At 65.2% G+C, this 22,282-nt stretch carries 20 protein-coding genes, 1 tRNA gene and 1 pseudogene; 5 read left to right on the top strand and 17 right to left on the bottom strand.

Going from position 1 to position 22,282, the window contains the following annotated elements; translation table 11 throughout:
- Position 1: 1 nt before the first annotated feature.
- The 6 genes and pseudogenes from ACPFMJ_RS08555 to ACPFMJ_RS08530 all read right to left on the bottom strand — a co-directional run bounded on the left by ACPFMJ_RS08555 (position 2) and on the right by ACPFMJ_RS08530 (position 8,348).
- The gene (locus ACPFMJ_RS08555) at positions 2 to 1,120 is read right to left on the bottom strand and encodes a (5-formylfuran-3-yl)methyl phosphate synthase (RefSeq protein ID WP_424363387.1); all 1,119 of its coding nucleotides are present in this window, start codon (positions 1,118 to 1,120) and stop codon (positions 2 to 4) included.
- Between the two features lie 123 nt (positions 1,121 to 1,243).
- Positions 1,244 to 2,563, bottom strand: coding sequence for a bifunctional folylpolyglutamate synthase/dihydrofolate synthase (locus tag ACPFMJ_RS08550; RefSeq protein ID WP_424363386.1), 1,320 nt, complete (start codon positions 2,561 to 2,563; stop codon positions 1,244 to 1,246).
- 24 nt (positions 2,564 to 2,587) lie between these two features.
- A pseudogene (gene accD, locus ACPFMJ_RS08545) lies at positions 2,588 to 3,452 on the bottom strand (acetyl-CoA carboxylase, carboxyltransferase subunit beta).
- Complete coding sequence (gene trpA / locus ACPFMJ_RS08540; RefSeq protein ID WP_424363385.1) at positions 3,449 to 4,333, bottom strand: tryptophan synthase subunit alpha; 885 nt, start codon at positions 4,331 to 4,333, stop codon at positions 3,449 to 3,451. Before trpA ends, accD begins: the two are co-directional and overlap by 4 nt.
- Positions 4,334 to 4,466: 133 nt before the next feature.
- Positions 4,467 to 6,380: a potassium transporter Kup gene (locus ACPFMJ_RS08535; protein ID WP_424363384.1), complete on the bottom strand. Its 1,914-nt coding sequence runs from the start codon at positions 6,378 to 6,380 to the stop codon at positions 4,467 to 4,469.
- A gap of 27 nt (positions 6,381 to 6,407) precedes the next feature.
- Positions 6,408 to 8,348, bottom strand: a complete 1,941-nt coding sequence (locus ACPFMJ_RS08530; RefSeq protein WP_424363383.1) for a potassium transporter Kup — start codon at positions 8,346 to 8,348, stop codon at positions 6,408 to 6,410.
- Between the two features lie 265 nt (positions 8,349 to 8,613).
- Here ACPFMJ_RS08530 and ACPFMJ_RS08525 point away from each other — a divergent pair, with 265 nt between their 5' ends.
- Positions 8,614 to 9,408: a dienelactone hydrolase family protein gene (locus ACPFMJ_RS08525; protein WP_424363382.1), complete on the top strand. Its 795-nt coding sequence runs from the start codon at positions 8,614 to 8,616 to the stop codon at positions 9,406 to 9,408.
- A 109-nt stretch (positions 9,409 to 9,517) separates the two neighbouring features.
- Here ACPFMJ_RS08525 and ACPFMJ_RS08520 read toward each other — a convergent pair whose 3' ends face one another.
- Entirely contained in the window at positions 9,518 to 9,742 is a 225-nt protein-coding gene (locus tag ACPFMJ_RS08520; RefSeq protein ID WP_424363381.1) for a DUF1674 domain-containing protein, read from the bottom strand.
- A 148-nt stretch (positions 9,743 to 9,890) separates the two neighbouring features.
- Here ACPFMJ_RS08520 and ACPFMJ_RS08515 point away from each other — a divergent pair, with 148 nt between their 5' ends.
- Positions 9,891 to 11,237 carry an RsmB/NOP family class I SAM-dependent RNA methyltransferase gene (locus ACPFMJ_RS08515; protein ID WP_424363380.1) on the top strand — a complete coding sequence of 449 codons (1,347 nt, stop codon included), beginning with the start codon at positions 9,891 to 9,893 and terminating at the stop codon, positions 11,235 to 11,237.
- Positions 11,238 to 11,966: 729 nt separating this feature from the next.
- Here the strand turns inward: ACPFMJ_RS08515 and ACPFMJ_RS08510 are convergent.
- The 4 genes from ACPFMJ_RS08510 to ACPFMJ_RS08495 form a co-directional block, all read right to left on the bottom strand.
- Positions 11,967 to 12,932, bottom strand: coding sequence for an IS5 family transposase (locus ACPFMJ_RS08510; RefSeq protein WP_424362435.1), 966 nt, complete (start codon positions 12,930 to 12,932; stop codon positions 11,967 to 11,969).
- A gap of 203 nt (positions 12,933 to 13,135) precedes the next feature.
- Positions 13,136 to 13,642, bottom strand: a complete 507-nt coding sequence (locus ACPFMJ_RS08505) for an RNA pyrophosphohydrolase (protein WP_424363379.1) — start codon at positions 13,640 to 13,642, stop codon at positions 13,136 to 13,138.
- Positions 13,639 to 14,859: a divergent polysaccharide deacetylase family protein gene (locus ACPFMJ_RS08500; RefSeq protein WP_424363378.1), complete on the bottom strand. Its 1,221-nt coding sequence runs from the start codon at positions 14,857 to 14,859 to the stop codon at positions 13,639 to 13,641. The genes ACPFMJ_RS08505 and ACPFMJ_RS08500 overlap by 4 nt, the downstream gene beginning before the upstream one ends.
- Before the next feature lie 96 nt (positions 14,860 to 14,955).
- Positions 14,956 to 16,038 (bottom strand): Ppx/GppA phosphatase family protein, encoded by a 1,083-nt coding sequence (locus tag ACPFMJ_RS08495; protein ID WP_424363819.1) that lies wholly within the window; start codon positions 16,036 to 16,038, stop codon positions 14,956 to 14,958.
- A 265-nt stretch (positions 16,039 to 16,303) separates the two neighbouring features.
- Between ACPFMJ_RS08495 and ACPFMJ_RS08490 the strand changes: the two genes are divergently transcribed.
- Positions 16,304 to 16,377: transfer RNA gene (locus ACPFMJ_RS08490), tRNA-Gln, on the top strand.
- A gap of 385 nt (positions 16,378 to 16,762) precedes the next feature.
- Here the strand turns inward: ACPFMJ_RS08490 and ACPFMJ_RS08485 are convergent.
- Positions 16,763 to 17,515 carry an HIRAN domain-containing protein gene (locus ACPFMJ_RS08485; RefSeq protein WP_424363377.1) on the bottom strand — a complete coding sequence of 251 codons (753 nt, stop codon included), beginning with the start codon at positions 17,513 to 17,515 and terminating at the stop codon, positions 16,763 to 16,765.
- Between the two features lies 1 nt (position 17,516).
- Positions 17,517 to 18,437 (bottom strand): HipA domain-containing protein, encoded by a 921-nt coding sequence (locus ACPFMJ_RS08480; protein WP_424363376.1) that lies wholly within the window; start codon positions 18,435 to 18,437, stop codon positions 17,517 to 17,519.
- 398 nt (positions 18,438 to 18,835) lie between these two features.
- On the opposite strand from ACPFMJ_RS08480, the gene ACPFMJ_RS08475 reads away from it, so the two are divergent.
- The gene (locus tag ACPFMJ_RS08475) at positions 18,836 to 19,315 is read left to right on the top strand and encodes a hypothetical protein (RefSeq protein WP_424363375.1); all 480 of its coding nucleotides are present in this window, start codon (positions 18,836 to 18,838) and stop codon (positions 19,313 to 19,315) included.
- A gap of 7 nt (positions 19,316 to 19,322) precedes the next feature.
- Here the strand turns inward: ACPFMJ_RS08475 and ACPFMJ_RS08470 are convergent, their stop codons facing one another.
- The 4 genes from ACPFMJ_RS08470 to ACPFMJ_RS08455 form a co-directional block, all read right to left on the bottom strand.
- A complete protein-coding gene (locus tag ACPFMJ_RS08470) occupies positions 19,323 to 19,643 on the bottom strand; it encodes an HNH endonuclease (RefSeq protein ID WP_424363818.1) in 321 nt (106 codons plus the stop codon).
- A gap of 464 nt (positions 19,644 to 20,107) precedes the next feature.
- Positions 20,108 to 20,296, bottom strand: coding sequence for a hypothetical protein (locus ACPFMJ_RS08465; protein WP_424363374.1), 189 nt, complete (start codon positions 20,294 to 20,296; stop codon positions 20,108 to 20,110).
- Positions 20,283 to 20,843: a hypothetical protein gene (locus ACPFMJ_RS08460; protein WP_424363373.1), complete on the bottom strand. Its 561-nt coding sequence runs from the start codon at positions 20,841 to 20,843 to the stop codon at positions 20,283 to 20,285. The genes ACPFMJ_RS08465 and ACPFMJ_RS08460 overlap by 14 nt, the downstream gene beginning before the upstream one ends.
- The gene (locus ACPFMJ_RS08455; RefSeq protein WP_424363372.1) at positions 20,834 to 21,877 is read right to left on the bottom strand and encodes a hypothetical protein; all 1,044 of its coding nucleotides are present in this window, start codon (positions 21,875 to 21,877) and stop codon (positions 20,834 to 20,836) included. Before ACPFMJ_RS08455 ends, ACPFMJ_RS08460 begins: the two co-directional genes overlap by 10 nt.
- A gap of 160 nt (positions 21,878 to 22,037) precedes the next feature.
- On the opposite strand from ACPFMJ_RS08455, the gene ACPFMJ_RS08450 reads away from it, so the two are divergent.
- Complete coding sequence (locus ACPFMJ_RS08450) at positions 22,038 to 22,241, top strand: hypothetical protein (protein WP_424363371.1); 204 nt, start codon at positions 22,038 to 22,040, stop codon at positions 22,239 to 22,241.
- Positions 22,242 to 22,282: the final 41 nt, after the last annotated feature.

Raw genomic sequence — 22,282 nt, 5'->3', positions numbered from 1 at the left:
GTCAGCTCGGGGTCGAACGGCGGGCGCCCTCATGGCGCTCCCGGCGGATCTTCACGCCCACGGCGCCCGGCGCGACGTCGAGCTTTTCGACCTGCACCGTCACCGAGCGCACGCGTTCATGCAGCAGCACGCTTTCCGCTAGACGCTCCGCGATCGTCTCCACCATGGCGATATGGCCGCCCGAGAGGATCATTTTGATCGCGTCCATGATGACGTCGTAGGAAAAAACCGCGCGCATGTCGTCAGAGACTTCGATGCGGCTCACTTCGGCGTCGACATTGAAGCGCACGCGCTGCGTATGGCCGTATTCATGGGCGTAGGCGCCGACTTCCATCGGCACGATATAATCGTGCAGGAAGACGCAGTCCGTGTCGTTCGCGCCCGGCGGCTCGATGAAGCCGCGCGCGATGAGCGACCATTCGGCGGCCATCTCCTCCACGACGTCGCGCCGCGTCGGGATGAGGTCGCGGATGAGCGCGACGGCGGGCGCCGAGAGCGCGCCCTTGCGGTCGCCATGGGCGCAAAGCGCGCCTCGAAAGCCGATGACGTCGGCGCCGGTGACGAGAAGGCGCGGCACGTCCGGCGGCTCCAGCGCGCCGGCGAGGCCCGCGGCGAGCCGCAGCTCGCGGCAGCGCTCGGTGAATTCCGAGAGGGCGCCGACGGTCATGATGTCGATGAGGCGGCCATTCTCCTTATGCGCCGTGTCCAGCATGGCGCCGTGGAAACCGGCCTTGGCCAGAGCGGGCAGGCGCGCGAAATCCGGCCGCAGATCGGCGAAGAGCACGCCGACGAGCTTGACCCGCTCCGCGAGGGGCGCGAGCGCTGCGACCATTTCATCGGCGTCCGGCGTCAGCGGCAGGGCGAATTTGACATATTCGACGCCGGTCTTGATCGCCTCCTCGAAGGCGCGGCGCGCCTGGGCCACGTCATGGGGCAGATCCACCACGGCGCTGACCGGCCGGCGGCCGTTCACGGCGGCGACGATCTCGGCGACCTTGGCGAGGGGCAGCGCGCCGAGCGCGCCTCGGGCCGGGTCCTTGCAGTCGACGATGTCGGCCCCATAGGCGAGGGCGATCTCCGCCTCTTCGCGCGACAGAACGCTGGCCAACATCAGGGTCATTTATTCGGGCTCCCAAGAAAATAGCCGGCGACCCCTTCTCCCGCTTGCGGGAGAAGGGAGCGTCCGCCTGCGATGCGGACCCTCCTTATACGCTCTTGTCGCTTCTGTGAATTGAGCGCGGCGCTACTCGATCTGCGACCCGTTCGCCGACAGCACGGCCGCCGCGAGATAGAGCGAACCGGCGATCAGCACCCGCGGCGGCTGGTCGAAGGCGCGCGCGGAGAGGATTTGCAGCGCCTCTTCGACGCTGTTGGCGGCGGCGGTGGATGGGATGCCTTCCGCCTTCGCGAGCGTCGCCACTTCCTCCGGCGGCCAGCTCTTGTGCTCGCCCTCGACCGGCACGGCGACCACCTCGCGGGCGAGGCCGGCGAAATGCTTGAGCAGCGCGCGCACGTCCTTCGTCGTCTGAGCGCCGCAGATCAACGCCAGCGGGCGGGGCGAACGATCGTGGAATTCGGCCATGGCTTCGGCCAGCACGCGGCCGCCGTCTTCATTATGGCCGCCGTCGAGCCAGACCTCGGCGCCCGCCGGGGCGGCGTCGACGATATGGCCGCGCAGCAGGCGCTGGAGGCGGGCGGGCCATTCGGCGCGGGTCAGGCCCGCCTCGATGGCGCTCGTTGGAATCTCCGGGGCGACGGCGCGCAAGGCCGCGATGGCGTTGGCGGCGTTCTGGTGCTGGTGGCGGCCGGGCAGTCGGGGCAGGGGCAGGTCCAGCAGCCCGCGCTCGTCCTCGAAGACGAGGCGGCCATTTTCCTCCCGCACATGGAAATCCTGGCCCGCGACGGAAAGCGGCGCGCCGACCCGGCGGGCTTCGCGCTCCAGAACCTTTTCGGCCGCCTCCGACTGGAAGCCGATGATCGCCGGGGCGCCGCGCTTGAAGATGCCCGCCTTCTCGAATGCGATCTTCTCGACCGTGTCGCCAAGAAACTCCATGTGGTCCAGCGACACGGAGGTGATGATCGTCGCCTTGGGGTTCTTGATGACGTTGGTCGAATCGTAGCGACCGCCGAGGCCGGTTTCGAGCAGCAGCCAGTCGGCGGGATTGTCGGCGAAAAGCGAGAAGGCGGCCGCTGTCGTCACCTCGAAGAAGGTGATGGGCTGGCCGCCATTGGCCTCCTCGCAGCGCTCCAGAATCGCGTTGAGGCGTTCGTCGTCCACAAGCTTGCCGCCGCCTTCCGCGCCGAGCCTTATGCGCTCGTTGAAACGGATCAGATGGGGCGAGGTGTAGACATGCACCCTCTTGCCCGCCGCCTCGAGCATGGCGCGCAGGAAGGCGATGGTCGAGCCCTTGCCGTTGGTGCCGGCGACATGGATCGTCGGCGGCAGGCGCAGGTCCGGACGGCCGAGCGCCTCCAGCAGCCGCTCGGTGCGGCCGAGCGACAGGTCGATCTTCTTGGGGTGGAGCGTGAGCAGTCGCGACAGGATCGCGTCATGCTGATCCATGGCGGCCGCGCCTTTCTCGAAAGATCAGGCGGCGCGGCGCGGCGGGGACTTGGTCAGGAGGCCGCACAGGCGCGCGAGAGTCTCGCGCATTTCCTGACGCGGCACGACCATGTCGACCATGCCATGGTCGCGCAGATATTCCGCGCGCTGGAAGCCCTCGGGGAGCTTCTCGCGAATGGTCTGCTCGATCACGCGCGCGCCGGCGAAGCCGATAATGCGCGCCGGGCTCCGCGATCTGAATGTCGCCGAGCATGGCGTAGGAGGCCGTGACGCCGCCCGTCGTCGGATTGGTGAGCACGACGATATAGGGCAGGCGCGCGTCGCGCAGGCGCTGCACGGCGATGGTCGTGCGCGGCATCTGCATGAGCGAGAACATGCCTTCCTGCATGCGCGCGCCGCCGGAAGCCGTGAAGATGATGAAGGGCGTGCGTTTGGCGAGCGCATGCTCCGCGCCAGCGACGATGGCCTCGCCCGCCGCCATGCCCAGTGAGCCGCCGAGGAACTCGAAGTCCTGCACGGCGACCGTCACCTGCGAGCCGTCCAGTTTGCCCGTGGCGAGCGTCACCGCGTCCTGCGCGCCGGTCTTGACGCGATATTCCTTCAGCTTGTCGACATAGCGCTTGATGTCGCGGAACTTCAGCGGATCGACCGGCGCCTCCGGCGTCGGCAGCAACTCCAGTTCGCCATTGTCGAACAGGCTCGTCAGGCGCACGTCGACCGGGCAACGCATGTGATAGCCCGAGCTCGGCACGACGAAGAGATTGGCCTCGATGTCCTTGTGGAAGACGAGCTGGCCGCTGTCGGGGCATTTCACCCAAAGATTTTCCGGCGCCTCGCGCTTGATGAGGGCTTTGATCTTCGGCGGGACGACGTTCGAATACCAGTTCATGCCCAAAGCCTCGTGAGCCAGGAAAATGCGCCGCCATTTTTGGCGGGGGCCGTCGCGGCGCGCGCGGCGCGCACGCCCGCCGAGATGCTGGCGACGAGCGACGTCACAGCCTCGACGCTCTTCTCGGTCGCCTTGTTCTCCGCGCCGAGAGACCCTTTCAAAGCGTCCACCAGCGCCGAGCCGACGACCACGCCGTCGGCGTTGCGTGCGATCTCGGCGGCGTTGTCGGCGTTCTTCACGCCGAAGCCCACCGCGATCGGCAGGCCGGTGTGCCCCTTGATTCGCTTCACGGCCGCGCTCACGCCGGCATAGTCCGCCAGCGCCGCGCCCGTAATGCCCGTCAAGGAGACATAATAGACGAAGCCGGAGGTGTTTTCGAGGACCTTGGGCAGGCGCTTGTCGTCGGTGGTCGGGGTGGCGAGGCGGATGAAGTTCAGCCCCGCGTCGCGCGCCGGGATGCAGAGCTCCTGATCCTCCTCGGGGGGAAGATCGACGACGATCAGGCCATCGACGCCGGCACCCCCGGCGTCGGCGAGGAACCTGTCGACGCCATAGACATAGATCGGATTGTAGTAGCCCATCAGCACGATAGGCGTGGCGTTGTCGCCGGCCCTAAAGTCGGCCACGAGCTTCAGGGTTTTCTTCAGCGTCATGCCGGCCTTGAGGGCGCGCAGGCCCGCCGCCTGGATCGCCGGGCCGTCGGCCATGGGATCGGTGAAGGGCATGCCGAGTTCGATCACGTCGGCGCCCGCCGCAGGCAGGCCCTTGACGATGGCGAGCGAGGTCTCGGGGTCGGGATCGCCGGCCATCACGAAGGTCACGAGGGCGGCCCGGCCCTCGGCCTTGAGGGCGGCGAAACGGTCGTCGATACGGGTGGACATCAGAATTTCAGGTCTTTCCGGTTCGGCGGTTCTCCCGCCCGTTTTCGACCGCAGGCTTAGTCCCTGGCCCGCCTCCCGTCCACCCCCTCTGGCGTCGCAGAGCGCCGTCCGAGGGGGCGGATCGTCAGCCGGGTCAGATCGTCACCTGCGCCCCCAGCTCCACGACCCGGTCGGACGGAATCGCGAAGAAGTCCGTCGCATTCGCGGCCTGCTTGGTGAGGGCCACATAGAGCTTGTCCTGCCAGGGCGGCATTTCGGACGCCGGGCTTTCCTTCACGACGCGGCGGCCGAGGAAGAAGCTCGTGGTCATGATGTCGTATCTGTAGCCGGCCTTGCGCATCAAGACGAGCGCCGCGGGCACGCGCGGGCTCTCCATGAAGCCGTAATGCAGGACGGCGAGGTCGAAGCCGTCCGCCAGCTTCGTCAGCTCGAAGCGCATTGCCGGCTCGACGCGCGGGCAGTTTTCGGTTCTCACATAGAGGATCAGCACGCGCTCGTGCAGCACCTTGTTGTGCTTGATGTTGTGCATCAACGCGGTGGGCGCGACATTCGGGTCGTTGGTCAGGAACACGGCGGTGCCGGGCGCGCGCATCGGCTTCGATTTCTCGAGCATGGGAATGAGCTCCATGATCGGGATCGAGTCGCGATGGGTCTTTTCCTTGAGCAGCCGCGTGCCCCGCACCCAGGTCCACATCACGATCATGGAGCATCCGCCGAGCGCCAGCGGGACCCAGCCGCCATCGACGACCTTTGTGAGATTGGCGGCGAGGAAGGCGAGATCGACTGTGAGGAAGGAGGCGATGACGAGGACGCAAAGCCAGAGCGGCCACTTCCAGTCATAGCGCACGACGATGAAGGCGAGGGCCGTCGTCACCACCATGGTGCCCGTGACCGCGATGCCATAGGCGGAGGCGAGCGCCGACGAGCTGCGGAAGGCGATGACGAGCAGCAGCACGCCAAGCAACAGCAGGCGATTGACCCGCGCAATATAGATCTGCCCCTCTTGCTTCTCGGAAGTGTGGGTGATTTCGAGGCGCGGCAGCAGGCCGAGCTGGATCGCCTGCCGCACGATCGAAAAGGCGCCGGTGATGACCGCCTGGCTGGCGATGACGGTCGCCACGGTGGAGAGCAGGACGAGGGGCAGCAGCGCCCAGTCCGGCGCCAGCAGGAAGAAGGGATTGTCGATGGCCTCGGGCCGCGACAGGATCAGCGCGCCCTGGCCGAGATAATTGAGCAGCAGCGCCGGCAGCACGAAGCCGATCCAGGCGGCCTGGATCGGAAAGCGCCCGAAATGGCCCATATCGGCATAGAGCGCCTCCGCGCCCGTCACGCCGAGAAAGACCGAGCCGAGAATGGCGATGCCGAGCCAGCCATTGTTCAAGAGGAACGAAAGTCCCTGACGCGGGTCGAAGGCCCAGAGCACCTGCGGCGCGTCGCCGATATGCAAGGCGCCGAGACCGCCGATGATCGCAAAGAAGACGACCATGATGGGGCCGAAGAAAGCGGCGACGCGCGCCGTGCCGTGGCTCTGCACCCAGAAGAGGGTGATGAGGATCGTCAGCGCGATCGGCATGATGTAGTCGCTCAGGCCATGCGCGACGAGTTCGAGGCCCTCCACCGCCGAGAGGACCGAGATGGCCGGCGTGATGATGGCGTCGCCAGAAAAAAGCGCCGCTCCCGCGACGCCGAGAAGAAAGATCGCAAGAGAGCGGCCGCCGACCGAAGATTCGGCCAGCGCCATCAATGAAAGCGTGCCGCCCTCGCCGCGATTGTCCGCGCGCATGAGGAAGACGACATATTTCAGCGTGACGGTGACGATGAGCGCGAGGATGAGAAGCGAGATCGCGCCGATGACGGCGTCTTCCGTCAGCGCGTCCGCTTTCACGCTGTGCGAGAGGGATTCGCGCAGGGCGTAGAGCGGGCTCGTGCCGATGTCGCCATAGACGACGCCGATCGAGCCGAGGATGAGCGCCGGCGTCGAGTGCTTGGCATGATCCCCATTTGTTTCCGAAATGTTTCCGGCGTCGACTGGCGCGTGCTTTGTCATTGAACCGGCTCCAAAAAATGAGAGCGATTAAATCGTGACCTGCGCGCCGAGTTCGACCACGCGGTCGGATGGAATGGAGAAGAAGTCCGTGGCGTTCGCGGCCTGTTTGGTGAGCGCCACATAGAGCTTGTCCTGCCAGGGCGGCATTTCGGACGCGGGGCTTTCCTTCACCGTGCGACGGCCGAGGAAGAAGCTCGTGGTCATGATGTCGTATTTGAAGCCCGCCTTGCGCATCAGGACGAGCGCCGCCGGCACGCGCGGGCTCTCCATGAAGCCGTAATGCAGGACGGCGCTCGAGAAGTCGTCGGACAATCGGGTGAGTTCGAATCGTTTTTCCGGCGCGACGCGGGGGCGGTTCTCGGTCCGCACGCAGATGATCAGCACGCGCTCGTGCAGCACCTTGTTGTGCTTGAGATTGTGCATCAAGGCGGTGGGCGTGACGTTGGGGTCGTTGGTCAGGAAGACGGCGGTGCCGGGGACGCGCGTCGGCTTCGATTTCTGGAGCATCTCGATCAGCTCCATGATTGGAATCGAGTCGCGATGCGTCTTCTCGGTGAGGAGCCGCGTGCCGCGCACCCAGGTCCACATAACGAGCATCACGCAGCCGCCGAGCACGAGCGGCACCCAGCCGCCCTCGACGATCTTGAGCATGTTCGCCGCGAGGAAGGTGAACTCGACGACCAGGAAGGACGCCGCAAAGAGAATGGCGAGCCAGAGCGGCCAGCCCCATTTGCGCCAGGCGACGATGAAGAGCAGCGACGTCGACAGCACCATCGTGCCGGTCACGGCGATGCCATAGGCGGAGGCAAGCGCAGAGGAGCTCTTGAAGGCGACGACGAGCAGCAGCACGCCGACGAGAAGCAGCCGGTTGATGCGGCCGATATAGATCTGCCCTTCGAGCATCGCCGAAGTGTGCGTGATTTCGAGACGCGGCAGCAGGCCGAGCTGGATGGCCTGACGCGAGAGCGAAAAGGCGCCGGTGATAACCGCCTGCGCGGCGATGGTCGTCGCCATGGTCGAAAGGATGACGAGGGGCAGCAGCAGCCAGTCCGGCGCCATCAGGAAAAAGGGATTGCCGACCGCCTCCGGATGCGACAGGACGAGCGCCCCCTGGCCGAGATAGTTGAGGAGCAGCGCGGGCAGAACGAATCCGAGCCAGGCGAGCTGGATCGGGAAGCGGCCGAAATGGCCCATATCCGCATAGAGCGCCTCGACGCCGGTCACCGCCAGAAAGACGGAGCCGAGCACGGTGAAGCCGAGCCAGCCATGCGTGAGCAGGAACTCGACGCCGTAGCGCGGATTGAAGGCGCGAAGCACTTCCGGCGCATCGGCGATATGCGACGCGCCGAGCACGCCCATCGTGAGGAAGAAGACGATCATGATCGGCCCGAAGAGGGCCGCGACGCGCGCCGTGCCGTGGCTCTGCACCCAGAACAGCGTCACGAGAATGAAGATCGTGATCGGGATCACGAATTCGCTGAAGCGATGGGTGACAAGCTCCAGGCCCTCGATGGCGGAGAGCACCGAGATCGCCGGCGTGATCATCGCTTCGCCCGCAAAGAGCGCCGCGCCGCCGACGCCCAGCAGAAACGCGATCTTCGTCTGCCGCCCGAGCGCGGTCTGCGCCAACGCCATCAGCGAGAGGATGCCGCCTTCGCCGCGGTTGTCGGCGCGCATGACGAAGAAGATGTATTTGATCGTCACGGTGAAGATCAACGCGAAGATCAGCAGGGAGATCGAGCCGATGACGCCTTCTTCCGTCAGCTGGTCCGCCTGCACCTGATGGGCGAGCGACTCACGCAGCGCGTAAAGCGGGCTCGTGCCGATGTCGCCGTAAACGACGCCGATCGAGCCGATGACGAGGCCGAGAAGGCCGCTCTTGCCGTGACCATGCTCGTGCCCGTGACCCTCGGACCCCTGCTCACGGACCGGCGCGGTTTTTTGCTCCGCGCTCGTTTGCTGCGTCATGAAGGGATCCTTGTGGAAAATTGGGGATGCGCGCAAACCGGCGCGCGAGGGGAGGGAGCTGGCTCGACCACGACCTTCCGGGCAAACACGAACGCAGCCCTCCTGCGCGAAAGGGCGTCCCTCCCGCAAATGGCGCCGCGATATACGCCCTTTTATCCCGGATGAGAAGGCCAAGTTTTGCGGCGCGAAAAGACGGTTTACGGCGCTTGCGGTCCCGCGCCGAGGCGCGCAACCTGTGCGAGATAAAAAGCGGGAGGGGGCGACGTTGACGCAGGACAAGAATGACAAGGGCTTCGCGGCCGCGGCGGGGGAGGTGTCGATCCACGTCATCCGCACGGACGCGGAGGGACTGGAGACGGGGCTCGCGACGTTGCCTTGCGGCGCGCCCGCCTATTATGCGCGACCCCACCACGGCCACAATTTGCCCGTGGTTCTGGTGGCGCAGGAAATTTTTGGACTGCACGAGCATATTCGCGACATTGTGCGCCGCTTCGCGAAAATCGGCGTCTTCGCCATCGCGCCCGATTTTCTCATCCGCCACGGCGACCCCATGACCGCGCCGGACATCGATGCGATCCGCGCCATCGTCGCAAAGGTTCCGGACGCTGAAACCATGACCGCCTTCGACGAGGCGCTGGCCTGGGCGGAGGGCAAGGGCGGCGACGCGTCGCATGCGGCGATCACCGGCTTCTGCTGGGGCGGGCGCATCGCCTGGCTCTACGCCGCGCATAATCCGCGCCTCGCCGCCTGCGTGCCGTGGTACGGCCGCCTCGACGGCGCGCGCACGAAAGAGCAGCCGCGCTGGCCGATCGACGTCGCGGGCGAGATCAAGGTTCAGACGCTCGGCCTTTATGGCGGCGACGATCCGAGCATTCCCTACGACCTCATCCTGACGATGAAGGACAAGCTCGACGCCGCCGGCGCGCCTGCGGACATCATCATCTACGACAAGGCCCCGCATGGCTTTTTCGCGGACTACCGGCCGAGCTATCGCGAGAAGGACGCGCATGACGCCTGGGGCCGGATGGTCGCCTTTCTGCGGGCGCAGGGCGTCGGGTAAGGCTCTCCGTCATGGCGATGAGCGCCAGCGACGAAGCAATCCAGAGCCTCATCCGACTCCTGGATTGCTTCGCTGCGCTCGCAATGGCGGACCCAGATCCGCCTTGGCTCTAAAAGTCGCTCGCGAGCCCTTTCACTTCCCAGTCGCCATAGCGCGCCGGGTCGAGCCCGCCGCGTCCGCCGCGTTCATCAGGCTGAGTCGGCGCTGTCGCCGCTTTCCGCCGCGCTTGCGCCTCGGCGAGGGCCCGCTGCGCTTCCGGCGACAAATTGCGCTGTGTTTTTAGCGGCTTGGGGCGGCGCTTGGCGTCGCCGCTTTCTCTTGTGGTTTCGGACATGGTCGACGCCTGACTTTCTCGCCGCCGCGCGCCCCCTTGTGATATGATTCGCATCAAGCTGGGGACCTGTGGAGACGGCCGTTTGAGCGATAGTAGATCATTCCCCGGGCGGTCGAAACCAGCGCGGCAGTCCACCCGGCAAGGCTTTGTGCCCGCCGAGGCGGCGCGCGAGGCCGAAGCCGCCAAGATACCCGGTCTGCCCGCCCGTCTCGCCGCCGCCGCCATCATCGGCGACGTGGTGCAGGGCGGCCATCGGCTGGACGAATGCTTCTCGCCGCAGGCCGTTCCCAACCGTCTCACGGGCCTCGATCCGCGCGACGTCGCATTGACCCGCTCCATCGCCACCGTGTCGCTGCGCCGCCTCGGCGTCATCCGCCACGTTCTGGGCGAACTCCTCGAAAAGGGCCTGCCGCGTCAGGCCGGGCGGCTCGAATACACGCTCATAGCGGCCGCCGCGCAGCTTCTCTTTCTCGACGCCGCCGACCACGCGGCGATCGACCTCGCCGTGCGCGCGACGAAGCTCGAACCCAAGACCGGCGCCTATTCGGGCATGGTGAACGGCGTCCTGCGCAATCTCGCGCGGCGCCGAGATGAATTTCTGGAGATCGCCGCCGGCGGCGAATATGACGCGCCGCCCTGGCTCGCCCAGCGCTGGCGCAAGGCATATGGCGACGACGCCGCGCGCGCCATCGTCGCCATGCATATGCAGGAGCCGCCGCTCGACGTCTCGGTGAAATCCGATCCGGAAGACTGGGCCGAGAAGCTCGACGGCGTCGTGCTGCCGACGGGCTCCGTTCGCCTCCGGTCCCGCGCGCCGATTACGGAGCTTGCCGGCTATCGCGACGGCGAGTGGTGGGTGCAGGACGCCGCCGCCGCGCTGCCCGCGCGGCTTCTCGCGACGAAGCCCGACGAGCGCGTGCTCGACATGTGCGCGGCGCCCGGCGGCAAGACCGCGCAGCTCGCGCTCACCCGCGCCCATGTCGTCGCGCTTGACCGTTCCGCCGAGCGCCTGAAGCTCCTCGCCGCCAATCTCTCGCGGCTCGATCTTCGCGCCGACATCGCGGTCGGCGACGCCACCGGCTATCAGGCGCAGCCCTTCGACGCCATTCTCATCGACGCGCCGTGCTCCGCCACCGGCACCGCGCGGCGCCACCCCGACGTGCCCTGGACAAAGAAGCCCGGCGACATCGAAACGCTTGCCGCGCTGCAATCCAAAATGCTCGCCCGCGCCGCGCTGCTGACGAAAGCCGGCGGCCGCGTCGTCTATTGCACCTGCTCGCTCGAACCCGAGGAAGGCGAGCAGCAAATCGCCGCCTTCCTGCGCCGCAACCCCGACTTCCGCCGCGAGCCGGTGACGGCCGCCGACGGCGTGCCGGCCGAGTTCATCAACAAGGACGGGGATCTTCGCACGCTGCCGAGCTATTGGCCGAACGAAGACGCGCGCCTTGCGGGGATAGACGGATTTTTCGCGGCAAGGCTGGTGCGGGGGGCGTGAGAGCGCGCGAAAGCGCCCGCCGCCAAATCCCGGCGCGGGTTGCAACAGGAGGCCGGGACGCCCCGGCCCCGTTCGGCCGAGTGCGTGGAAAATAAATGCGCACGACGACGAAGCGTCCCGGCCGCGGTCTTTATTCGCGAGGCGCCTTTCCGGCCGGGATCTGCGCAAATGCGTTTCCCCCTTCCAGCGCGACCGCCTGACGACAGCCGCTTCTTTCCCGATTTGCCTTACGCAAACCGGGCGCGTCGCAAGGTTTCTTATGCGCCGCCGCCGGTCGCGGACGCTTTCCCTTTCGGTAATCGCGCCCCGTTCAATTCCGCCCAGCTTTCAAGCCTCCGCACGATGGAGAAGCCCGGCGAGCGACGCCGAAATCCGCTGGAGCGAGGGTCGCCGCTCCCTGCTTGACCGGCCCCGCTGGCGCCGCCGACCCAGGCGACGCCCCTGCAAGTGACGAGGCGCGGCAAAGATAGGGGACGTTTGGCGACTGCGGATAAATGGGGCGCGCCGCCCCTCAGATTTTTGACAAACCTCCGAGGCGGCCTCGTCCTTCGAGACGCGAGCTTCGCTCGCTCCTCAGGCTGGAGACCTTTGCACGGAAGCGGGTGTCTTGCGCGAGACGGGTTTAACGGCCCGTGGGCCGCTGTTGGATCTGTCGGTTTGGGCGGCGGGGATGCTTCGCCTGGACAGGCCAGCGCTGGGCGGACGCTCCCCGGGGCGTCCGCCTTGCCTTCACTGCGCCGCGAGGACGCGCCAGCGACGTAGATTGAAGGCGAGGCAGAAGAGCGTGAGATCGGCGGCGTTGCGTAATTGCGAAAAGGCGCGCATGCGGCCGAGCCGATAAGTTCGCTTCATCGTGCCGAATAGGCTTTCGACCGCGCGGCGAACCAGCGACAGCTCATGATTGCGCGCGACGTCCGCTTCCGTCAGGGGCCGGCCGCGCTTGCGGCGCATGAGGCCGTCGCCCAGTTCCCGCCGCGCAAGCTCCGACCGCAGTCCGTCGCTGTCATAGCCGCGATCCGCATAGACGGTCCCCGCCGCCTGATCGAGAAGTTGCGGCGCGACCGAGACGTCCTGCACATTGGCCGGCGTCAGCCTCATGTCGCGCACGAGGCCGGAGCCGGCGTCGACCGCCACATGCATCTTGTAGCTGAAGGCGAAACGGCCGCGCTCATTGGTCGTGCCGAACCGCGCCTCCTTGTCGGTCGAACTTGTCTTTCCTTCATCCATGCGCGGGCGTCTGGCGGCGCTCGTCACCAGCGTCGCGTCGATCAGCGTGCCTTGCTTGACCATGAGCCCCGCCGCCTCGATCTGGCGATTGGCCTCCGCCAGCAACGGGTCGAGCAGATCATGGCTCCCAAGCTTCTCGCGGAAACGCCAGATGGTCGAATGATCCGGCGTCGGATCGCCGAGCGCGAGGCCGGCGAAAGCCATGAAGCTCAGGCGATCCGCCAGCGCCGTCTCCATTTCCGGATCGGAAAGGCCATGCCATCGCTGAAGGAGCAGCGCCTTGAACATGACGAGCGCCGGATAGGAGGGCTCGCCCCTCGCCGCGACCGGAATCGCCCCGAGCAGCTTCTCGAAGGGCGCCCAATCGACGAGGCGCGCGATCTCCATCAGAGCCGAAGGCCGGGATTGAGGGCGCTGGGCAACCAACCCATCGACAAAATCAAGCTGGCCCACCCGGCGCTTCGGCATGATCATCCTCCCGCTCTGCCGGGAGTGAATCACGCCGAAACGTTTCGTGCAAAGGTCTCCAGCATGAGGCCTAAGTGTTCTGCGCAGAAGAAGAAGCCCTTCATGCTGAGGAGCCTGCGCAGCAGGCGTCTCGAAGCACGAGGGGCGTCAGCCCGATTGGTCAGCGCCCTGACGACTCTCATGAAGATGAAAGCGCGCGCCGACTATTCCGCTGCGAACTCCCTAAAAGCCCCCACCACCTCCAGATAGACCTGTCGCTTGAACGGCACGATCAGATCGGGAAGCTTCGAAAGCTTCTCCCAGCGCCAGTCGTCGAATTCCGGCTTGTGCTTGCCGCCGCCCGGCGCGTGAATGTCGATCTCGCTGTCGCTGCCCAGAAAGCGCAGGGCGAACCAGCGCTGCGTCTGGCCGATATATTTGCCGCTCCAGCGCTTGTTGGCGTCGGGCGGCAGGTCGTAGGAGAGCCAGAGCGGCGCCTCGGCGACGAACTCGACGCTCGTGACGTTCGTCTCTTCGTGCAATTCGCGCAAAGCCGCCTGAAATGGCGTCTCGCCCTCGTCGATGCCGCCTTGCGGCATCTGCCAGAGAAACGGTTCGGCGACCTGATCGAAGGCGCCTTTTCCCTTGCGGTGGCCGACGAAGACGAGGCCCTGCGCATTGATGAGGGTAACCCCCACGCAGGGGCGGTAACGGCTGTCGGGCGGGGTCATTGGCCGCGCCCCGCATCTGCCGAAGAGGCGCCGCGCGGCGCGAGCGTCGCGGAGACGGGCGCGAGCGCGATGCCGCGCCGCTCCAGATCGCGCGCGTAACGCGCAATGCGCGCGACGGTCGCGGGCGTCGCGTTGGCGAAGCCGATCGCCGCGCCCTTGTCGCGCGCCAGCGTTTCGAGCTGGGCGAGCGCCGCGTCGATGGATTGCGGCGTCGCGCGCTGGTCGAGGATCACGTCGACCTTGCCATTGGGCAGGGACAGTTTGGGCGCCAGCTTGCCCGCAAGGGATTGCGGCGAGGCGCCGTCGTCGAGGAAGAATAGCCCGCGCTGGGCGATCTCGCTCAAGGCGCCGTAAAGCGCGTTTTCATCCGCCATGAAGCGCCCGCCGAGATGGTTCATCACCCCGGCATAACCCGCGAAACGGCTCATCAGCCATTGCATATCGTCGGCGCCGCCGTCCTGCGCGCCCGTGACGAGGGTGTGTGGCCCCGGATTGTTCTGCGGATAGTCGAAAGGCTCCATCGGCGCCTGCAGCAAAGCCTCGTGCCCGCGCGTGCGCGCCTGCGCGACGAGGCGGTCGAGATCGGTCCCGTAGGGCGCGAAGGCGAGCGTCACGCCCTCGGGGAGCTGTTCGATCGCGTCGAGCGAATATTGCGCGTTGAGCCCCAGCCCGCCGACAACGAGCGCGAGGCGCGGCGCGCCGGGCTTGATCGTCGGGCCGGTGACGAAGGGGCGGGAATAGACGTCCATCGGCCGCGCGCCGTCGGCGCCGATGCGCGGCAGCAGGCCGTAGCGACCCTTCTCGACCACGCGGCGGTCAGGGGCGGGGGCGAGCTTCACGCCCGAAGGCGGATCGATGCGGATGATGCGGGCCGTCGAGCCCTCGCCGCCATGGCGCGTGACTTTCACGCCTGAAAGCTGCTCGATCTCGCTTATCCCCAACTCATTGCCGGGCAGGACCGGCTCGGCCGCGGCGACGGTCTGCTGCTGTTGCGGCGGCGGCGCGGAGGCGGGCTCCGGCGGCTTGGCCGGCTCGATCTTCGCGACGGCGTAGGGCTCGCCGCCGAACGGGTCCTTCGGGGCGAGATAAAGCGCGATCGCCCCCGCCGCGACGAGCGCGCCGGCGACTGCGACGACAGGCCGGCGGGGCGAAGACGCCGCGTCCGCAGCCGGACGCCTGGGCTCTCGTCCAAGAGGTTCGTTCAGTTCGTCGGTCATGCGGGCGGGCGCTCGAAATCGGGGCGTCAAAATCTTGACGAATCACACCCCCGCATCTTGACGGCTGAGGCCCCGGCCGTCGAGCGGAAAGCCGCCCTAGAGCCCGTGGAGCGCGCCGTCGGCCTCCATCAACTCCAGAAGCATCCCCTCGCGCAGGCCGCGATCGGCGATGCGGGTGCGGGCGGCCGGGAACATCTCGCGAATCGCCTCGAAAATCGCGCAGCCGGCGAGAACGAGGTCGGCGCGCTGCGGGCCGATGCAGCCATTGGCGACGCGCGCCTCGAAATCCATGTCGCGCAGCCGCTCGATCGCCTTCGTCGCCTCGGCGTCGGACATCCACAGCCCGTCCACCCGCCAGCGGTCATAGCGCTCGAGACCGAGATGCACGCCGGCGAGCGTCGTCACCGTGCCGGAGGTGCCAAGAAGGTGAAAGCGCGAGCAGCGGCGGACTTCCGCCGTCTCCTGCACAAAGGCCTCCAGCGCGTCGAGCGCATATTGCTTCATCGCTGCGAAGGTCTTCGCGTCCACGACGCGGCCGCCGAAATGCTCGGCCAGCGTCACGACGCCGAGTTCGAGCGAGGTCCAGCTATGGAGGTCGCGGGCCTCGCCCGAGGCGGGCGAGCGCGTGAGCCAGACGAGCTCCGTCGAGCCCCCGCCAATGTCGAAAAGCAGCACGCTGGCGGCCTGCGGATCGGCCAGAGAGCCGCAGCCGCGCGCGGCGAAGCGCGCCTCCGTCTCGCGGTCGATGACTTCGAGCTCCAGCCCGGTGCGCTCGCGGACGCGCTCGACGAATTCCTCGCCATTGGCGGCGCCGCGGCAGGCTTGCGTCGCGACGAGACGGGCGCGGGTGACGCCGCGCGCCTCCATCTTGTCGCGGCAGACTTCCAGCGCCGCGATGGTGCGCTCGATGGCCGCCTCGCTGATGCGGCCCGCGCGGCCCAGTCCTTCGCCGAGGCGCACGATTCGCGAGAAGGCGTCGACGATGCGCAGGAAATCGGAATTGCGCCGGCGCGCGCGTCGCTCCGGCCGGGCGATGAGCAGGCGGCAATTATTGGTGCCGAGATCGAGCGCGGCGTAGGTGTGGCCGTTTCCATAGGCGGCGTGCCCGGCCGAGCCCGCCGCTACAGCCGTTACGGCGGCCTGCGCGCGCGCCGCGCCGCCGGCTTCCGCCGCCTCCAGACCTGGCCCCGCATGAGGAGGCCGATCGGTCCCTGCCAAGTTCCTGCTCCCGCGATATCCGCCGCTTTTCGCCGCTCGCGCGACCACATTCGCGTAAACGTCTTAAATGCAGGATTGCGGACCCGCCCGCAAGTGGCGCATGGCGGCAGCGACGCCTTGCCGCGAGATCCCTGGGGCCATCCCTGCTCGCCTGCAAGAGGCGGTTGACAGCGCGCCTCGCTCTCTCTAGATCACGTCCCGCTACGGCGACGCGCCGCCGGCCCGTTGGGGGATAGTTCAACGGTAGAACAGCGGACTCTGACTCCGTTAATCTTGGTTCGAATCCAGGTCCCCCAGCCACTATTTTTCCAGAAAAATCAGCGATCTTTCAAACCGTGTCACGACGGGGCGCCTTTCGTGTCACCACGGTGTCACCGGTCGGCGGGTGAGCCTTCGACAATTTGTCAAACCCTCGCGCGGCCCCGATTTGCCGGGACCGCGCCTAGAGCCGGCCATCATCCAGAGCGGCGGCCCAAGGCCTGTTTGGCGGCCTCGATCAGCTAGCGCGCTAGCCGCATGTGAGGGCCGCTGTAACGGTCGCTGGCGCGCGCGTCTGATCGAGGCGATTGAAAACGTCACATTTTGGAAAGCAGGGCTGAAGGTTGCGTTGATCTTGGAAAGAAAACCGCCCCGCCGTGGACGAAACGGCGGGGCGTTTTGATTTTTGGCTTTTGAACGAGGCTCTTCAAGCCGCCTCGAACCTATCCTGTCGCGGGCGAACCCGCACAAATATAAATGCTCGCGGCTTGTTTTGAGATCCGTTCAGCCGTTCGATCTCCGCGGTAACCGATCTCTGGTCTATCCATTTCAAGAAGGTCGACGTCTGTAACCGGTTTATGTAGCCGATCGTGTGTGACTCGATCAGCAACGCTATCGCGTTTGGATCCTTTTCGTTTGTGGGTTCGTGTCTGAGTTGGACACGCTGCCCCACTGCGATGGGGAAATCGAGGTCCTTTTTGTAATAGCGAAATCCGGCCACCTCCAGCATAAGGTCGCATTCAGCGATGCTCGGCTCCAAAGGGTCGACCAAAGAGAATCCGTCGCTTGGGAGTTTTGCCTCGGTTGCCGCAAGCATCGCAAGATCCGACAGCTGCGCTTGCGGATCAAGGCAGAATTGCTTCTGATAGGTCGCATAATCAGGCCGATTGCGGGGCGGGAGGCGTCGCAAAAACGCTTCAATGACCCCCTCGGAGTGCTCGGGACGTCGAGGATTGAACGCTGGGTAGCCTTGGTAGCCCAAGCTGAGTATTTCCGAATAATTCCGTCCCTGGTTTGCTGCCTCGAACTCCGCCCCCGTTAGATAACGAAGGCGAATTCCATCGTCTGCCGGCGCGATAACCGCTACAGCCCAACGAAATCTTGTTCCGACCCCGTCTGGCGCTTGCCAGGCCAGATAGAGCCGCTCTGGTTCACAAAAGTGCCGAATAAGGTTCGCCATCTCAGCCTTCCAGCAAGTTCACCAGAGCCGCTTTCCTCGCCTTGACCAGCGAGAAAACGAGCGCCGCTCGCTCTCTAGAGAATTTAATGCCAGTGTCATACGCGACACATTCCTCCAAGATGGATTTAACGTCCTCGAGGTCGAATTGCAGTATTTCTCGCATCTCTATCGCTAATTTCGGCGAGGATTTTAAGAATTCGCGGCACAATTCAAAATGCCCCAAGGGTCCGTCTTTTTGCCATCCACAGTGATGTTTCCCCCGCTGAATATACGCTTCAACATTTTCGGGCATGGCTTGAGAGATCAGCTTTGCCTCAGCTACCTCATAGGCCAGGCTTGTACCATTGTCGAATAAAGGCGCTAAGGCTGTTTCGACCTTTCCGCGTCCAGGGTGACGAAACAAAAATCCCCAGTTTTCAGGGTGGCGGTCTGTGTTCCCAATGAGTGCGTCGAAAACAACAGCCTTCGCCCACCAATCTTGTGCAGGAGCCCCGCACAGCGCGCGACTAACCGTCAAATTGAGAGGTAGCCGATGGGGGCGGCCCTTCTTTTTGTCCACCAGGATTCGTGTCATAAACTCTGACGCGTGAATGAACCTAGTAGGTGCGGAATCCCCAGGATGACCGTAAAAAAATTCGATCAGTGCGCCTATCTCCTGAGAATTCTTGTCCTCGGCAATAAAACAGGGCGGGACAGGAAGGCCCAATAAGATGCCGATTCTGTAAGCAATAACTTCAGACCACGCTTGTTGCTGAAATCGACCTACGCCGATTTTAAACAAGTAAGAGTGGCCTGGAATGAGGCAGTTTTCCGTCGGTCTGGACGGACAAAGCAACATCTTTTTGGGCTTCGATCCAACAGGGAATACGGGAAACTCCTCGTGCTTAGCCCAGCTGGTCACATCAATAACTTGGGTCTGCATGGGGTAATTGGACAAATCGACGACCTCTGAACGGCGAGAATCAAGGTGATGAGTGTGCCTCAAAATGCCATCCCGCTACACCGGCCCCGCCATGGATCTTGCCAACATGCGCAGCCTAGGGATGCGCGCGGTCGACGTATCTTGCGCCTGCGGCCGGCGGGAGTCGGTCGACGTGTCGTCGCTGCCAGGCTCGATTGAGGTTCCCGCGCTGCGCCGCCGGCTGCGCTGTTCGGCTTGTGGCGCTCGGCCGGAGGACGTGCGACCAGACTGGTCCCAGTATCGGGCGAGCGGGATGGGGCATATGTCACCGTCTCGCTAAATTGGATTTATGGGAATCCTCGCCATCCTCGGACGTGTCGGTAGGAAGATAATGAAAGGTGTGATTGCGAGGAGGCTATATGCGATTTTTGCTCGTTCTAGGCGCACTAGCGGCATTTCCCGCCGTCGCTCAACCGGTCCAGCGGCACTTGTCCGCAACCGATTTCCTCGTCGATGGTGCCGATCTCATTGATAAGCGCGTGGCGGTTTCAGACTGCCGCATCGTCACCGCGTCCACGTCGTTCCTGCAATGCAGCACCAATGGCGGGTCGTTCATGATCGACTCGACGGGTCTCGACAAGGAGACGCTCCGCCGGGCGATCAAAGCCTGCAGTTCAGTTCTGACCGGGCCGCAATGCCAGGCGGATGTCTACGGGACTGCATTCTATTTCCATGGCAAGCCCGGCCTGCGTGATGCTGTGATTTCGTGGGGCGGCAGAAGCGGCGTGATATCCGCCGCTCCGGCGCCGGCCTACAGGCGCCAAGAGCCATCGCAGCCCGAGCCGTGTCGCGGTCGCATGGCGCGCGGCGCGGGCAGCGTGACTATGTGCATTGAATAGCAGCGCATTATAGCTGGAGACTGAGCCGGCCCCGCGGGACAACATCCGCGCGGGCTTTCTCAATCAACTTTCGACATTCGGTTGGGTGCCACTTCCCTGCTGCCAATCTTTTTTCGACATGCTCTCGATAAATTTGAGGAGGCCGAACCCGCGCCGATTTATGACGCGCAGCGTTACAATATTTGCACGCCGCCGCGAGATTTATCCGTCTATTTTTGCCGCCTTCACTCCGAGGGGCGAGGTGTTCCACAGTGCATTGAAACCTCTTGGCGATGCTAACCGAGATCGAATATCTCGACGCAAATGCGTCCGCGCTCCCCGACCACATCGGAAAGCCGCAATAATAGCAAAGCCATCCCTGCTCGCAGGCGAGGTTATATCGTAGTTTTTGAATCGTGCGCATTTCTCACATCCGTCCACGTCATGGTGAATCGGATGTGCAGCAGCCCCTTGGGCTGCTCCCGCATTAGGAAGGCCTTTGCCTCGCACGAGACGGCACAACGCGCAGTTGTTGCCACTCCGAAGTACGCACTGGACATACCCGCGTCTACCACAGGCACTCTCTGGTTCGCCGTTTGGCTCCCCGCTTGAGCGTTCATCTCAAACCCAGCCACAACAGGCTATCTCAGAATTTGGACTCTCACAACACGGTCCAGCAAGCACCGATTTGCCCACAAGTAACCGTCCGGTGGGACGCGATGAATCGTTCAGAACCTCACGATTTAGTGAGAGAAGGCCCCGCGTCAGGTCGATAGCTCCTTGCCTGGAGCTTTTTGCACTCCCCCCCTGCCCCTAGCCGCCAAGGCCTGCACGGATCGTGCGGAGCGCCTTCTCGGCTTCGGCCATCAGCCTCAAGTAGATCCTGTCGGCCTCGCTGCGGTCGGCTTCGATTAAGTCTTCGGCAAATTCCACGGCCGACGCCTCGTCCATGCCCGAGACGATGCATCGGCGGATGAGGTCGTCACGGTTATTTTGTGGCATTGATTAATCCTTGTTCGGGTGCAGCGATTTTGATTTCGAGTTCGGCGACGCGCTCGCGCCACAGCGTGCGTTCGTTTGGTACAGCCTGCTGGATGTACTCGCCCATTATGGTTTCGAAGCTCTCGAGCGTGAGATAATGCGCCGCCGGCTTTGGCGCCCCTTGCTCCAAAGCGGTGAGGCGAATTTCCAGCGCGGCGAGTCGCCCCTGCGATTCCTCGCGCTCTTTCTTTGTGACCCTTGCGATTGCCTCGATCATCGCGTCCTGACGCGCGTCGGCCGCCGCGACACTGAGATACTGCCCGGGCGCCGCCGGCGCGGGTTGCGGAGATGGCGCCCGGCTGCGTTCGAGCGACTGCTCCCACGCCCGCTCATCGTCTCGCGCGCGCCGGCCGGCTTCGTATTCGCGCCAGCGACGGTCAGCCTCGGCCGGGTCGGGGCGCGGCTCCTGGAGCGCCGCGTCAACACGCTGCAACACCTCGGCGGCGCGTTCGAGGGCGCGCTCGACGCGCGCGGCGCGGTCGTCGTCGGTCGAGTCGGTTAGAGCCACGAAACGCCCTCCATTTTCGCAACGCGATTGCCGCGCGAGATGAAGCTCATATCGATGAGCAGGCGCAACGAAACGCAGGCCGTCTGCCATGCCGAGCGAACCGGGTCCGCCGTCGCCGGGCCAGTCCCGGAGACGATTTCCGCCGGGTCGTCAGCCATGTGCAGCGTCGCGGATTCGCTCGCCTGAATGTCAATTTCGCCGAACGATGACGCGAAGCTCGCCGGGTCAATTGCAACCACAGTTCCAGCCGCGAGCGCCTTCGTTTCGAGAACCGGATAGGACAATTGCGGGAGACGGACGCGAAGCGTCGCGGCCTCGCGCGGGTTGCAGGCAATCATCGCCCCGCCTGTTCCGCCTGCATCGGCGAGGCCGGCAATCAGCGCCTCCACGTCGGTCACGGGGTCGCCACAACTCGACACGCTCGCCGCGCCGAAAAGCAGGCCGGGGTGGATAATGTCGTCGCCTTCCGCGTCGCTGAAAATCGCCGCGTCGATTGTCGCGGCGGCGCGCTCACGTAGCACTAGGTCAAGGACGCTGGCGCCATTGGAGGCTTTCAGCAACTCACGCGAGGTCACGAGGCTGACGCCGGCCTTGCGCATCGGCCCGAGCGCGTCGCCATCGAGGTCGAGAGAGCCGACTGGAATCGGCGCGCCCTCCCCAACCCACGCGACCGCAGTCGGCGTGTCGGCAAGGCGGGGATAGGAGATGGTCGAGAACGGCTTCAGGTTCACGCGCTGGCCCGCCTCGATAAGCCGCGCGCCGGCTGAGATCGGCGCGAGCGACGCGACATAGGCGCCGACTGCGGCCTGCGTCAGCGCGCCGTGGTCGGCAATCATGCCCACGGTCGCGTCGGCTTTCAGGACGGCGTGCGGGTCGAGAAGCCGGGTTGCGGCGGGGTCGGTTTTTTCCACCTTCGCGGCGCGGTCGTATAGCGCGGCGGCGCGCGCGGCGGCGAGGTAGGCGGCCTTCGCGATGGTCCCGGAATAATCCGGGCGGCGCGCGCCCAAGAGTTTGTCGATGGCTTCGCGGCTCAATTCCGTAAGTCCTTCCGAATGCGTGTCTCGACGAAGAGTTGCACGTTCGGGAATCGCGCGGCGTGACGCGTCACGGGACATAGGCGGCGCAAATTTTGGCGAGGAGCGCGCTTAGCGCCCGCTCAATCGCCTGCACATCGTCGGCGCGGAGAGGATCCAAATGACCGAGCTCAATCAGCGTCGCTTCGAGGGCGAGCTCGTCGACTTCGGCGCGGACTATCCGCCGGCCGGCTGCCCTTCGAGCGCGAAGGCGGCGCATTCGGGAGGCCGATTTCATCGCTTTTCATCCCCGAAGGGGATGAACCAAACTTTTAGTTTCAAAATCGGTTTCGGTGCGAACGGAGGTCGCGCGTCAGGTCGATAGCTCCACCCCCTGAAGATTCGACCCTCCCCCCCCCGGCCATC

This window comes from Methylocystis parvus, assembly GCF_049675845.1.
GTDB classification, from domain to species: Bacteria; Pseudomonadota; Alphaproteobacteria; order Rhizobiales; family Beijerinckiaceae; genus Methylocystis; species Methylocystis parvus_A.
This window is presented reverse-complemented; position numbering and strand designations above follow the sequence as displayed.

Coding starts and splice junctions, on each gene's coding strand:
- ACPFMJ_RS08555 (WP_424363387.1), bottom strand. CDS start 1,120: ATGACCCTGATGTTGGCCAGCGTTCTGTCGCGCGAAGAGGCGGAGATC.
- ACPFMJ_RS08550 (WP_424363386.1), bottom strand. CDS start 2,563: ATGGATCAGCATGACGCGATCCTGTCGCGACTGCTCACGCTCCACCCC.
- trpA (WP_424363385.1), bottom strand. CDS start 4,333: ATGTCCACCCGTATCGACGACCGTTTCGCCGCCCTCAAGGCCGAGGGC.
- ACPFMJ_RS08535 (WP_424363384.1), bottom strand. CDS start 6,380: ATGACAAAGCACGCGCCAGTCGACGCCGGAAACATTTCGGAAACAAAT.
- ACPFMJ_RS08530 (WP_424363383.1), bottom strand. CDS start 8,348: ATGACGCAGCAAACGAGCGCGGAGCAAAAAACCGCGCCGGTCCGTGAG.
- ACPFMJ_RS08520 (WP_424363381.1), bottom strand. CDS start 9,742: ATGTCCGAAACCACAAGAGAAAGCGGCGACGCCAAGCGCCGCCCCAAG.
- ACPFMJ_RS08510 (WP_424362435.1), bottom strand. CDS start 12,932: ATGCCGAAGCGCCGGGTGGGCCAGCTTGATTTTGTCGATGGGTTGGTT.
- ACPFMJ_RS08505 (WP_424363379.1), bottom strand. CDS start 13,642: ATGACCCCGCCCGACAGCCGTTACCGCCCCTGCGTGGGGGTTACCCTC.
- ACPFMJ_RS08500 (WP_424363378.1), bottom strand. CDS start 14,859: ATGACCGACGAACTGAACGAACCTCTTGGACGAGAGCCCAGGCGTCCG.
- ACPFMJ_RS08485 (WP_424363377.1), bottom strand. CDS start 17,515: ATGGCGAACCTTATTCGGCACTTTTGTGAACCAGAGCGGCTCTATCTG.
- ACPFMJ_RS08480 (WP_424363376.1), bottom strand. CDS start 18,437: ATGCAGACCCAAGTTATTGATGTGACCAGCTGGGCTAAGCACGAGGAG.
- ACPFMJ_RS08475 (WP_424363375.1), top strand. CDS start 18,836: ATGCGATTTTTGCTCGTTCTAGGCGCACTAGCGGCATTTCCCGCCGTC.
- ACPFMJ_RS08470 (WP_424363818.1), bottom strand. CDS start 19,643: ATGTGGTCGGGGAGCGCGGACGCATTTGCGTCGAGATATTCGATCTCG.
- ACPFMJ_RS08465 (WP_424363374.1), bottom strand. CDS start 20,296: ATGCCACAAAATAACCGTGACGACCTCATCCGCCGATGCATCGTCTCG.
- ACPFMJ_RS08450 (WP_424363371.1), top strand. CDS start 22,038: ATGACCGAGCTCAATCAGCGTCGCTTCGAGGGCGAGCTCGTCGACTTC.